This window comes from Vibrio sp. S9_S30 (genome assembly GCF_014694455.1).
Lineage (GTDB): Bacteria > Pseudomonadota > Gammaproteobacteria > Enterobacterales > Vibrionaceae > Vibrio.
Genome location: NZ_JAAUWT010000008.1, coordinates 198,191 through 210,968, shown reverse-complemented (window position 1 = coordinate 210,968; position 12,778 = coordinate 198,191). Strand labels below are relative to the sequence as shown.

General features: G+C 46.1%; 8 protein-coding genes. 5 read left to right on the top strand and 3 right to left on the bottom strand.

Annotated features, from left to right (window positions below; translation table 11 throughout):
- The first annotated feature begins 8 nt into the window (after positions 1-8).
- The 3 genes from HC752_RS11870 to HC752_RS11860 all read left to right on the top strand — a co-directional run bounded on the left by HC752_RS11870 (position 9) and on the right by HC752_RS11860 (position 2,272).
- Positions 9-350, top strand: a complete 342-nt coding sequence (locus tag HC752_RS11870; protein WP_190335332.1) for an isochorismate lyase — start codon at positions 9-11, stop codon at positions 348-350.
- 157 nt (positions 351-507) lie between these two features.
- Positions 508-1,401: an isochorismatase family protein gene (locus HC752_RS11865; protein ID WP_190335331.1), complete on the top strand. Its 894-nt coding sequence runs from the start codon at positions 508-510 to the stop codon at positions 1,399-1,401.
- 55 nt (positions 1,402-1,456) lie between these two features.
- Positions 1,457-2,272 (top strand): siderophore-interacting protein, encoded by an 816-nt coding sequence (locus HC752_RS11860; RefSeq protein WP_190335330.1) that lies wholly within the window; start codon positions 1,457-1,459, stop codon positions 2,270-2,272.
- A gap of 79 nt (positions 2,273-2,351) precedes the next feature.
- Here HC752_RS11860 and HC752_RS11855 read toward each other — a convergent pair whose 3' ends face one another.
- Entirely contained in the window at positions 2,352-3,980 is a 1,629-nt protein-coding gene (locus HC752_RS11855; protein ID WP_190335329.1) for a (2,3-dihydroxybenzoyl)adenylate synthase, read from the bottom strand.
- Positions 3,981-3,988: 8 nt separating this feature from the next.
- The gene (locus tag HC752_RS11850) at positions 3,989-5,170 is read right to left on the bottom strand and encodes an isochorismate synthase (RefSeq protein WP_190335328.1); all 1,182 of its coding nucleotides are present in this window, start codon (positions 5,168-5,170) and stop codon (positions 3,989-3,991) included.
- Positions 5,171-5,441: 271 nt separating this feature from the next.
- Here HC752_RS11850 and HC752_RS11845 point away from each other — a divergent pair, with 271 nt between their 5' ends.
- Entirely contained in the window at positions 5,442-6,227 is a 786-nt protein-coding gene (locus HC752_RS11845; protein WP_190335327.1) for a 2,3-dihydro-2,3-dihydroxybenzoate dehydrogenase, read from the top strand.
- Between the two features lie 155 nt (positions 6,228-6,382).
- Here the strand turns inward: HC752_RS11845 and HC752_RS11840 are convergent, their stop codons facing one another.
- Positions 6,383-7,453, bottom strand: a complete 1,071-nt coding sequence (locus tag HC752_RS11840) for a 3-deoxy-7-phosphoheptulonate synthase (RefSeq protein WP_190335326.1) — start codon at positions 7,451-7,453, stop codon at positions 6,383-6,385.
- A 472-nt stretch (positions 7,454-7,925) separates the two neighbouring features.
- Here HC752_RS11840 and HC752_RS11835 point away from each other — a divergent pair, with 472 nt between their 5' ends.
- Positions 7,926-12,518: an amino acid adenylation domain-containing protein gene (locus tag HC752_RS11835; protein ID WP_194717348.1), complete on the top strand. Its 4,593-nt coding sequence runs from the start codon at positions 7,926-7,928 to the stop codon at positions 12,516-12,518.
- The last annotated feature ends 260 nt before the right edge of the window (positions 12,519-12,778 follow it).

Genomic DNA, 12,778 nt, shown 5'->3' with positions numbered 1-12,778 from the left:
AATTTAACGTGTCATCTTTAAAGAAGCCAGAAGCTTGCGAAAGTCTTAACGATATCCGAACAGGAATAGACTCCCTTGATAAAGAGATTATTCAACTTCTCTCAAGGCGAATGGGATATGTAAAAGCAGCAGCGCAATTTAAGCCCAATGAAGAAAGTATTCCAGCGCCCGAACGTGTTGTTGTGATGATGGAAGATCGAAAAAAATGGGCAGAAGACGCAGGAATATCAACAGAGTTTGTTGGAGCAATATTCCCTAACATCATCGATTGGTATATCGACCAGCAAATACAACACTGGCGCCATGAAAGAGGGCTTTCAGCAGAAGAGTCTGAAGATACAGCAACTTGATAATGATTTTTGACATTATCAATGAGTAAGCGATTAAAGCACAACACATTATCAATCTCTATGTTTTTACTTTAGTTGCTGAGCGCAAAGGCCGGATGTATCGGGCTATTTAAATAGGAACGTCAGGCGCCAATTAGAGTATTAAGGGCAATCACAAATGGCTATACCTAAAATTGCGAGTTACGACTTGCCAGAACACAATGAATTTCCAGAGAACAAAACGAATTGGAAAATTGACCCTAGTACCGCGGTACTGTTGATTCACGATATGCAGGAATACTTCGTGAATTATTATGAGGTAAACGCCTCACCTATGGTTGATGTTCTAAAAAATATCAATGAACTTAAAAAGAGAGCCAAAGACGCCGGTATTCCCGTTATTTATACCGCTCAACCCGCGAATCAAGCTCCAAAAGACAGGGCTTTGTTATCCGACTTTTGGGGGCCTGGGTTGAATGGCGATCATACCCCAGTTGTTTCTTGTCTCACGCCAGAAAAAGACGACATTGAATACGTCAAATGGCGTTACAGTGCGTTCAAGAAAACACCGTTGCTTGAATACATGCAAGAAAACAACAAAACTCAGCTTATCATCACCGGCATCTATGGTCATATTGGCATTTTGTCTACAGCACTCGATGCGTTTATGTTGGATATTCAGCCTTTTATTGTTGGGGATGCCATTGCGGATTTCTCACGTGAAGATCACGTTCATACGTTGAATTATGTTGCTGGCAGAGCGGGTAGCATCAAAACGCTTGGCAAAGCCATGAGTGAAATACAGACGGACGAAGGTTCTGTACTCAGCCTGAATGTATTGCAGTCTGACGTGGCTGAGACATTAGGGGTTGCGTTGGACGATATTGATGTGAACGAAAACTTAATGTTTATGGGATTGGATTCCATGAGAGCAATGGCCCTTGTTGAAAAGTGGAATAAGCAGGGCGCCAATGTTTCGTTCTCTCAGCTCATTGAAGCGGTGTCACTGCAAGAATGGTGGCAGACTATTGAACCAACCGTCAATCACAAGAAAGAAGAAGTGTCAGCATAATCATGTTCACGTTAGGCAACACTCGCTTCTCCGGTTATACACAAGAGGAAAACCAATGAGCGATAATCCAGAGCGCTTATATCCGATGCTATTAAACTTCGTACGTAAGGAATACGTGTCTAAAAACCTACTCCGAGTGACGGTAACAGGTGAAGACTTAGCAGGGTTTCCTGAAGATCAAGGTGGTAGCCATATAAAAGTATTTTTCCCAAATAGGAAAAGTGGGATATTGCAGCTCCCGTATAGGGAAGGTGAAACGATAGTCTGGCCTGAACACAAGCCAGTTCCTAGAGCGTATTCAGTCAGACAATACCGTGCGAATGTGAACGAACTCGATATCGATTTTGTTACTCATGGTGTCGACTCTCCGGGGGGGGGATGGGCGCTCAAAGCGAAAGAAGGCTCTCAAATTGGGATTGTCGGTCCAGCAGGACCTGATCCGTTGATACAGCCTGCCGACTGGCACATTTTTGCTGGCGATCTTACCGCTGCTCCCGCCATCAGTGCGATTTTGGAAGCGTTACCGTCTGATACGGTAGGCTATGCCTTTATTGAGATTGATGATATTGAAGACAAACACATCATCGAGCATCCGAAAGGTGTGAGTTTGGAGTGGATCCTTCGGGAACCCAAGGGTGGGCATCTTCAATTAAGTCAAGCGATAAGCCGCCTTACCCCTGTGGCGAATACTAAGACCCTTTCTGCTTTCATTGCCGGAGAGAACGAAAGCGTGCTCGCATGTCGAAAAGTACTCAGAGAAGACTATAAACTGACTAAGAAAGACATGTATGCCATTCCTTATTGGAAACGAGGTAAGGATGAAGAGGCTTATCACGCCGAGCGTCACGAAGTAATGGACGAAGAATACTGATTTCTTCAACACACCCTAATCTATCGAAAAAACCGATCTCGATGAGATCGGTTTTTTATTGGTTTTAACGGGTTGGACATCAAGCTTGAGCGTATTTTGCTCTTAGCGTCTTCTTATCAATTTTACCCACTGAAGTTTTTGGTAAAGAATCAACAAACGTAATCAGGTCGGGGATTTTGTAATCTGCCAATCCACATTCGCGCAAAAAGTACTTCAGTTTGATCGGGTTGATTTCGATTCCTTCTGCCTTAACGATAACCGCACAGCTGCGTTCCCCCAGATACTCATCAGGTATAGCAATTAACGCGGCATCATGCACACTGTCATGGCGAAGCAACTGGTTTTCGACTTCTTCTGCCGCAATTTTTTCGCCTCCACGGTTAATTTGGTCTTTATCCCGCCCTGTTACAACGAGGTTGCCATCTTCAGTGAGTTTGACAATGTCTCCGGTGCTGTAAAAACCGTCTGCATCAAACGAGCGTCGATTATGCTCCTCTGCTCTGTAATAGCCACGAATGGTGTATGGGCCTTGAGTCAGAAGGAAACCCTCTTGTCCCACAGGCACAGGGGTTCCATCTTCATCAACCACTTTTACTTGGTCGTGTGCCGAAATGGGGCGACCTTGGGTAGCGGTAATCACCTCAATAGGATCGTCTAGGCGCGTATAGTTAACCAAGCCCTCCGCCATACCAAATACTTGTTGAAGCTGGCAATTCAGTGTGGTCGGCAGCGCTTTCGCTGCGGTCTCGCTAAATTTCGCCCCTCCCACTTGAATCAGTTCAAGGCTCGAAAGATCATGGTGAGTGGATTGAGCGCGATCCATCCACAACAAAGCGAGCGGAGGCACCAAGCCAGACACCGTCACCTTATGATCTTCAATCAGCTTAAACGCCGATTTTGGCGTTGGGTCTTGCGTTAAGACCACGGTTCCACCGGCAAAGAATACGCCTAAAGCGCCTGGAGAACTGAGTGGAAAGTTATGAGCAACAGGCAGTGCACATAAGTAACAAGTGTTCTCGTTAAATTTGCAGATGGCATTACTGCCAATAACACTGTAAGCGTAATCGTTGTGGGTACGGGGAATCAGCTTGGGTGTGCCCGTTGTTCCACCAGACAGTTGAAAGAAGGCTAAGTCCGATGCATCAGCGGTCTGACTGTGATCCGGTGGCCCTTCGATATCGTCCAATGCCGTGAATCTCTGGTCTTTCACTTTTGAAGCCTCACCGCGAACAAGCACGTGCTTCAGCGCATTGTCTTCATCAAACACCTGCTTTGCCAATGCTTGATAGTCAAACCCAGTGTGTTCACCATCGATAATGTACGCTTTCGCCTCAGCATGTTTGCAAAAATACGAGATGTCAGAAAATCGATGAGCGGGGAGGGCTAAAACGGGTCGAATACCTTTCTGCAATAATGCAAAGTAGCAAAGGTAGAATTCCGCTACGTTTGTCATCTGCAATACGACGTTGTCGCCTTTAACCAATCCCAGAGACTGAAACCCCGCTGCCAGTTTGGATATGCGCTCTGCTGCGTCTTGGTAAGTAAGCTGGCGTTCACCGCAGACAAGCGCAATATTGTGGCTAAATCGACTGACTGAGTGTTGGAAATGATCGAAAAGCGTTTTGTCTTCCCAATACCCAAGCTGTTTATATTGCGCGACCAGAGATTCCGGCCACACTGTAAAATCTAAGCAATGATTCGAACTCACAATTCCACCTAAGCCGTCAGCATGTCATTAAGCTGGATACCCGCCGCCGTTAAGATGGTATTCATCTTCGCCCCAGTTTCATCCAGCTCGCTTTGTGGTTGAGATTCATCAACAATACCCGCGCCAGCAAAGACTTTCATTTGGCGTTTCTGTACTTCTGCACAACGGATGGTGACCACCCATTCTCCGTTACCTCTTGAATCACACCAGCCCACCATGCCAGTAAAGTAGCCGCGATCAAACTGTTCCAGCTTTCTGATGGCGTCGTACGCCTTTTCACGCGGATAACCACAAACCGCAGGAGTAGGGTGCAGTTCTGCCGCGACTTTCAATACATTGATTGCTGGGTCATTGACCTGTCCCTCCAGTACAGTGGAAAGGTGTAGCATGGTTTTGGTTTCTATAACCGAAGGAATCATAGGCGTATATAAGTTGTAGCAGTATTTGCTCATAACGCGTTCTACTTCCTCTACAACCAAACCGTGCTCGTGCAGATCTTTGTTTGTATTCAATAGTGAGTTGATGGCGATTTGGTTTTGCTCGTCCGAATCCGATCGTGGGCGGGAGCCAGCAAGGGGATTCGAGAGTAAGTGGCTGCCTTTTTTAGCCACAAGAAGCTCTGGGCTTGCCCCCATCAGTTTTTGACCTTCACGGAGGCTGGCCGCAAAAGTGTAACCCTTCGTATTGATCGACAAAAGGTTACGAAGCAATGCTTGTTGTTGAATATCCGTATCCGTTGCAACTTCAATGGCGCGAGAAAGCACAACCTTGGAAAGTTCAGTGTTAGCAAACATATTGAGCAGGTCGGAAACCCCTTGTTTGTATTGATTGCCACTTGGTGAAGAAATGACTCTTGCGTCGGAAGGTGGCTGAGAGTTTGGTCTGAGTGCTCTGGTGCTGCTCGACACGTACAGTTTTTCTGGAATGATAAACTTGGTTGGATTTTCTTCATTGAATGGCACGACACCAAACAAAACCGGATTATCCGATTCCGACTGCTTTGCTGCCTGAAGCATCTCGCTGGCTTTAGCCGCCAACTGGGTAAATGGAATAGGCTGGTGGAATTCATTCTCGATACCTTTACCCATCATAGTGTTATCTGGGGAAGCGAAGAAAAATGGAGAAGACAACAGCTCACTGTCCAATAGTTCGCTTTCCATTTTTGAATAGCCAATCACTTCACGTTTCATAACAGATCCCTCTTGAAATATAGATCGTGATGACAGGACACCGCACCAAAAAGCCGGAAGTGAGTTTCTGGCTCTGGTTGGGGTATCCTCGTCGGGTTGCTTATTTTGGTCACTAAGATTACAGTTAGGTAAGGTTAAATACTAATGATAATAATTACTATTTAGTTTAGTCCCAATTATTAAACATGGGTCACAATTATCGACTCTCTGTTTACACGTCATGGTAACGAGAGGGCTTGCTTGATTACTTTTCATACGGTTGTTTATAAATATGCCAAAATTTCTTAAAGATCAGCACGTTTTACTAACCGGTGCGGCAAAAGGCATTGGGTTTAGTACACTAGAGTGCTTACTCGGCGCAGGAGCGAAGGTATTCGCAACCGATATAGACGAGCTGTTACTCACCCAAAAATCCGCTTCTCTTTCCACATTATTTCCAGGACAACTTCACATTGCGAAATTGGATCTATCACAACCTGAGTTGGTTAGGGATTGCATTCATGGATGGATAGAAGAACACGGCGATTTCGACCACTTGGTTAGCTGCGCTGGGATTTTGCATCTCGGCGCGTTGTGTGACATGCCTTTCGACAAAATTGAACACACATTTATGGTGAATGCATTTGGTGTGTTGGCGGCCATGCAGGCGGTGTCGGCGAGTATGAAGCAGCGACGCCAAGGCAATATTGTCGTTGTCGGCTCCAATGCCGCAAATACACCAAGAGCAAACATGGGCGCGTATGCGGCATCAAAGTCGGCATTGCATATGTTTGTAAAGTCAGTGGGGATTGAGCTCGCGCCATTAGGGATTCGTTGTAATATTGTAAGCCCAGGTTCCACTCGTACAGAAATGCAATTGCAGCTCTGGAACGAAAGTTATGGAGAAGAGCAGGTGATTGCGGGAGACGCAACGCAGTTTCGGCTGGGCATTCCACTGAATAAGATAGCGGAGCCATCAGATATTGCGCAAACCATTTTGTTCTTGATGTCTGACGCGGCCAATCATATCACCATGCATGATCTCCGCATTGATGGTGGGGCAACGCTTGACCACTAATTTATACCGTGATCAGGCAAGCTTATATCACGATCCGGCAAGCTTATATCACGCTCAGGTAAGGTTCAGAAAAGAAAATGGCGCTTGATGCGCCAATGTTGATACCCGTTTTGTTGATGCCCGTTTTGCCATGGTCATCGATGGCTTATATTGGGCTAGGCGACCGTAGAAAACTGTTTACGCTCGGCTTCTGTTTTTGCATTTGCAAAAATATCGAGAATATCAACCGTATCTTCCCAACTCAGGCATTCGTCAGTGATGGATTGTCCTTTGGTCAGTGGAAAATGACGAATATTCTGTGCCCCACCGACTAGGAAGCTCTCAGACATCACCCCAGCAATGTATTGCTCGCCTTCAATGATTTGCTCTGCAATATCTCGTGCAACATGGAGCTGGTTTTGAGCGACCTTTAGGCTATTTCCATGGCTGCAATCAATAATTAAGTTTGGACTTAAACCGCTCGACTCAAGTTGTTTCGTTACTTTACACACGTGTTCATTGGCATAGTTTGGCGTTTTACCACCTCGTAGAATAAGGTGCCCAGCGGGGTTACCTTGGGTCATGGCAGCGATAGGAGTTTCGCCGAAACCTGAAATGCAAATCAGGTGCGACGATTTAGCCGCATGAATAGCATCAATCGCGATGTTGATATTGCCATCTGTGCCATTTTTAAACCCGATAGGGCAAGGAAGTGCCGAAGCCATCTGTCTATGGGTTTGAGATTCGGTGGTTCTGGCACCAATTGCACCCCAACAAATTAGATCAGAAATGTACGGGTAAACGGTGGTGTCTAAAAATTCGGTTGCAGTAGCCAGTTTTAAATCAATGACGTCTTTTAGGAATTGTCTTGCAACAAACAGCCCTTTTTTCATGTTATGGCTGTTATCCAAATCAGGATCCACAATCAGCCCTTTCCAGCCAACACGAGTTCGAGGTTTTTCAAAATAGGTGCGCATTACGATCAGAAGCTGGTTGCGATATTTGACCTGAATATCCGCCAATTTTCGGGCATATTCTAACCCCGCTTCTGGATCATGGATTGAACAAGGACCAATGATAACCAATAACCGATTATCTTCCCCGTTTAAGATTTGCGAGATCTCCTCTCTCTTCTCACTGATAAACCGCTCACTCTCTGAATCCAATGCGATGTCGTTGACCACATCGGGTATACGTGGCAGCGAACCGATAGGGGTCGAGTTAATCAGTTTTTGTAGCTCGTGCATCCTTCCTCCTACAAGAAGTGTTCCTTGATGCTTTACGTTTAACGACGTTGAGTCCAGCCAGCGAGTTAGCTGGAATGAACTAAATAAATGATAATCATTATCACTTTTGGCGTGATTATTAAGATATCAGCAGTATAATGTCAAGCCTATTATTTAACTTCAGTTTCGGATAACAAAAAGGGAGAAATGCAGTTTCTACTCTAGTCTATTCGATACGTGATGTTGTTTTGTGCCCAAACGCATTATCCAAAGTTAAAGCTGAGGTTACTTCAGTGTGATCCTACCTACGCGCTAAGAAAATCAATGATATGGCAATAAATCAAAGACTCATTACTCTTTGTCGAGGGGCAATTTTCCCCCACAACAGAAATGATAATAATTATTATTTGAGTTTATCACTCACCTCGTGTATTACAGTATTCATTTTGCCTTTAGGCATATTTTAATGGACTAAGAGAGCGTGGAAATAGAAATGAAAGAACTGACGACGATCCAAGCGGCTTATCTAGTGGGTAGACAATCTGGTCAATCGATGGGAGGCGTAGCGGCTCATATTTATGCTGAATTTGATGGGGAAGCCATCCATCAAGAACAATTGGCACTCGCGGTCACCAAACTTTACGCTACTCATCCCATGCTCAGGATGAAAATCACCCCCGACAGACAACAGGTGATTTCTCGTTTGTCTCCCATTCATAGGCTAGTCGTCGACGATATTGAGCACTTAACGCCAGAAGAAGCGGAATCTTTTTTATTGGATAAGCGCACTTCTATGACAGATCAAATGCTCGACTTAGAGAACGGTCAATGTGTAGAAATTAGTGCCACGTTTCATTCAAATGGTCAATGCCGCCTTCATATCGACGTGGATATGATTGCTGTTGATGCGCAGAGTTTTCGAATTTTAATGGAAGAACTTGCGAAATTTTATACAAACGAGCTTAACGCACACGAACCTCACACAGACAGACCTCACACAAACAGACTGTGTGGAAACGACGTGCCAGAACGTGTGTCTTTCTTCGACTATTTAGAGAAACAAGCCGCGGATAAGTATCTTATCTCGAAAAGAAAAGACGACAAAGCATGGTGGCAAGCACGACTGGCAAGTGTCGCAGATGCGCCTGCATTCCCATACATTAGCGAGAGTATTGATCGTCAACAGGGGCACAGTCAGCGATTTACCCATTTGTTCTCACACGATGAGAGAGCCTCCATTGAACATTTGGCGAAAAAGCATCATTTAACGAAGACTCAGCTCTTTTTAACCCTCTTCTCGCAAGCGGTGGGGAGTTCTTGTAACGCGCCGGATTTCCGATTGAATGTGCCCACGTTCCATCGAGGGTTTTATACCGAGGATGTCGACGCCATCATTGGTGATTTCTCCAATTTGCTGATTTACAGCGCCAGTTTGAAAGCGCAAGAATCTACGCTTAACCATTGTCGTCGCACAGCCAATCAGCTTAACCAGTTACTGAGTCATGAGCACTATTCCGGTGTTGCGCTGATGCGTGATCTCTCTCGTCATCACGGCACGGTGCAAGCGTCGCCAGTGGTATTTACTTCGGGTCTGGATGTTGATGGAGATAACCTGTTCACGGACGCTGTCACCAAGGCGTTTGGTAAGATGAATTGGGTGATTTCTCAAGGTGCTCAGGTGACGTTGGATGCCCAAATTGCCCCTGCATACGATGGAATCTTCGTGAACTGGGATGTGCGGATGGATGTCTTCCCAGAAGGTTTTGTTCAAACACTCTTCGATAAGTTTATCGCCATCGTACGATCGTTAGCAGCCAATCCAGAGAGCATCCATCTCTCATTGGAACAGACGTTGACAAATCTAGGCTTTGATTGTCCTTCATTACCACTGGAAGGTGCGTCAGCTAAGCCGTTGACTGAACTTCAAAAGTCCTACCTACTCGGTCGCTCTACTCAGATTCCAATGGGCGGCACGGCGATGCATGAATTCAGGGAATACCGAGGCAAGATCGACTCAAGCGTTGTGGGATCCCGCTTGGAAGCGTTAGTGAAAAAATACGACGCACTTCGCACACACATCGATGAGCTTAAATTGCTCCAACATGTTTCCCCTAAGGTTGTGCTTAACTTCCACTCTCACGATTTTCGACGCCTTTCCATCGAGCAATCACTGGAAAAAGTAGAAGCCATTCGCATGGCAAGTGATCATGCAATGCACGATCTCTCAAGATCGCCTTGGTCGGTAACGGTTATCCAATTGCCAGAATCTGATTTAGCGTATCAAACGGTTGTATTCACGAGTTTCGATGCGTTAATCGTTGATGGAAGAACACACTCTCTGATTCTTTCTGAGTTACTGAAAAAGAACAGTGACCAATTGCAAGACAGCAGCACGAATCATGGACCTCTCTCATACCAAGAGAGTGAAAAAGACAACGCTAAAAAGCTTGCAGATGAATCCTATTGGGAGAACAAACTGAGTCCCGAATGCGCGCCGCCTTCACTTCCTTGGAAGCAACGCATAGAAAACATTAAAGCCTCGCGTTACCAGCGAGAAAGCATCGTCATCGAGAAGTCGGTGGTCGCTCAGTTGACGATGGCGAGTGCCGCGAACAGCTTGTTCTTAAACTCAGCCCTTTCAGCCCTAATCTTGGAAGGGATGTCTTATTGGACGACCGAGCAAGAGATGAGGGTCGGTTTTCCAGTCGCTATCCCGCAAAATGATCGTCCATTGGGTAACGACTCTACGTTTGTTATTTTGGAATACCGCAAAAATGAAGGCACCTTATTAGAGCGTGCTCAAGGCATGCAGAGCGACATGCTTGAAGCACTCGACCATCTGGATTTCTCTGGGGTTGATATTAATCGTCAACTCATGAGTACCCGTTCGACAGCACTGGCTTTACCTGTAGTGGTGACCAATGGGCTGGCGTGGGAGACCTTGTCGGAGGAAGACGATTTAGTGTTCTTTTCCGGTGTGACTCAAACCCCTCAAGTTGCCCTCGATATTCGCCTTAACTTCGATGAAAGTAAAAACCTGATTTTGAGTTTCGACTACGCTGTGGATGCGTTGGACAAACAGGTTGTTGTTTCGATACTCGCGTCAATAGAGCGCCATGTGCAATCGTTGTGTGAGACCAACAACTTCGATATTCCTTCCCACAAAGTCGTTAACCTAGATCACTATAAGTTGAACGGCGACGAGTCGGAGTTTGAATGCTCGAAGTTTTTAGCCAAAATTGCCAAAAACTTGGGTGAGGACGCGTCGAATAACATCGCGGTGATTTGTGGCGACGAGCAGATAAGCTACAAAGCCTTTGGGGAAGATGTCCATAAAGTGATGCAGCATATTGCGCACCTTGGTTTGAAACAAGGCGATGTATTGGCGATCTGTTTGCCAAAGAGCCCTGAACACCTCGTCATGACCATTGCGTGTTCGCTGTCCGGAATCATTTGGGTGCCGATTGATGCTTCTTCACCAGAAGAGCGGTTGGACTATCTATTAAGTAACTGTAACGCCAACTTGGTGGTGATTGGTCAACCATCCGATCGAGCACATTCCGTGACTTATGAGTCGCTTTTACAGCCCGTGGGTGAAACCTACGCTTTGCTTTCTAACGACGAGCTAGAGGCGCTGAGTAAAAGTGAACACGGCTCCTACTATTTGTATACCTCTGGAACGACAGGGAAGCCCAAATGCGTGGTGGTGAACAGCAGAGCGACTTCCAATGTGATGGGGGAAACTTGCAAGGCGTGGGAAATAACATCTGACGACGTTTTGATGTGTGTGACGCCTTTCCATCACGATCTTTCTGTGTTCGATATTTACGCGTCATTCATGACGGGAGCAACCCTTGTATTGCCTGCTGCGGGAGAAGAAAAAGACGCGATCAGGTGGAACCAATTGGTAGAGCAACATGGTATTACCATTTGGCAATCGGTGCCTGCCCTTATGGAAATGCTCTTATCTTGTATGCAGGGCGAGAAGCTGAAATCTCTGCGTTTAGTTTGCCAAGGTGGCGATTACGTTAAGCCTAAAACTATCCAAGAACTTCGAGCACTGGAACAAGATATCCGCATGGTATCCATTGGCGGACCAACGGAAACCACCATCTGGAGTGTATGGCACTTCGTGACAGACGAGGACATCACGGTCATTCCATACGGTAGACCATTCCCAGCAAACCAGTACTTCATTATGGATGGATTAAGGAAGCATGTTCCACAAGGCGTTGTTGGTCGAATCATGACCGTTGGGGTGAACCTTGCTTCCGGATACCTCGAAGACGGTGAGCTGAAACAAACGGACTTTGTGACGATTGTGGATGATAAAGGCAACGAAGCCAGAGCATTTAGAACAGGGGATCTAGGGTATTACCGTGAGGATGGAAACATCATCTTTGCTGGGCGCGTCAATGGATACGTTAAGGTGAGGGGGGTGCGTGTCTCGCTTCCAGACGTTGAGAAAGAACTCAATCGATGCCCTGTGATTGAGCAAGTTTTGATCGTTGATTACACGGAGCGTAACGGCGACATTGCGTTGGGCGCGATTTATACCGTTGCCGAAGGTCAATTGGCTAGCGCGGTTGATATCCGTGATTTTGCCCAGCAGTGCTTACCAAACTCTCATGTTCCTTCCCAGCTACTGGAATTGGACAAGCTTCCACTTTCGCGAAACGGAAAGTTCGATCGTAATCAGGCAAGGGAGCAACTGGTTCGTTCGATGGGGCAAGCAGACTTAAATCAGCAATCAGTAGTAAGTTCGTTTTCGGCTATCCAAAGCTCGTCTAACAAGAGCTCGGCTAACAAGAGCTCGGCTAACAAGAGTTCGTCTAACAAGAGTAGCCAATTCGTTGCTGCGGCTTGGCCAGATTTTGTGAAGATCATTGAAGCGTATGAACACGCAATAGGGAAGCGAATGGAAGGTTTTGACGAAAACAGCGCGTTCCTAGCGCTCGGGCTAAAGCCTTCTCATCTAAAGGGTGTGTCGACTCAACTTAGCCAAGCATACGGACGTAAAGTGTTCGCGCGAAGTTTAATTAAGTGTAGAAACGCGAAAGAGGTGCACGAGGTCATATCGAGCTAACGTGCACCGAGCGACATACGCTGCACATCATCAGTGTATCAGTGCGTTTGTTTTCCTCAGCGCTTATGGGGGCATTACGGGCCTTAGCGGCGGATAGATTGATCCAGTGGCTACCATTTCAAGCCAGTGTATCTATAGGACGGATGACGAGTAGTGTAAGTGGTCTCTCACGGATTTTTTACTTGCTCGGTCTCGTCAGTTTTGATGCTCGGTGCTAGCAATCATATTGCAGTTAACACAAATGAGAATGCTTTACATTA

What these genes read in the sequence shown, in the direction of transcription:
- HC752_RS11865 (WP_190335331.1), top strand. Translation starts at nt 508, where the DNA reads ATGGCTATACCTAAAATTGCGAGTTACGACTTGCCAGAACACAATGAA.
- HC752_RS11860 (WP_190335330.1), top strand. Translation starts at nt 1,457, where the DNA reads ATGAGCGATAATCCAGAGCGCTTATATCCGATGCTATTAAACTTCGTA.
- HC752_RS11850 (WP_190335328.1), bottom strand. Translation starts at nt 5,170, where the DNA reads ATGAAACGTGAAGTGATTGGCTATTCAAAAATGGAAAGCGAACTATTG.
- HC752_RS11845 (WP_190335327.1), top strand. Translation starts at nt 5,442, where the DNA reads ATGCCAAAATTTCTTAAAGATCAGCACGTTTTACTAACCGGTGCGGCA.
- HC752_RS11840 (WP_190335326.1), bottom strand. Translation starts at nt 7,453, where the DNA reads ATGCACGAGCTACAAAAACTGATTAACTCGACCCCTATCGGTTCGCTG.
- HC752_RS11835 (WP_194717348.1), top strand. Translation starts at nt 7,926, where the DNA reads ATGAAAGAACTGACGACGATCCAAGCGGCTTATCTAGTGGGTAGACAA.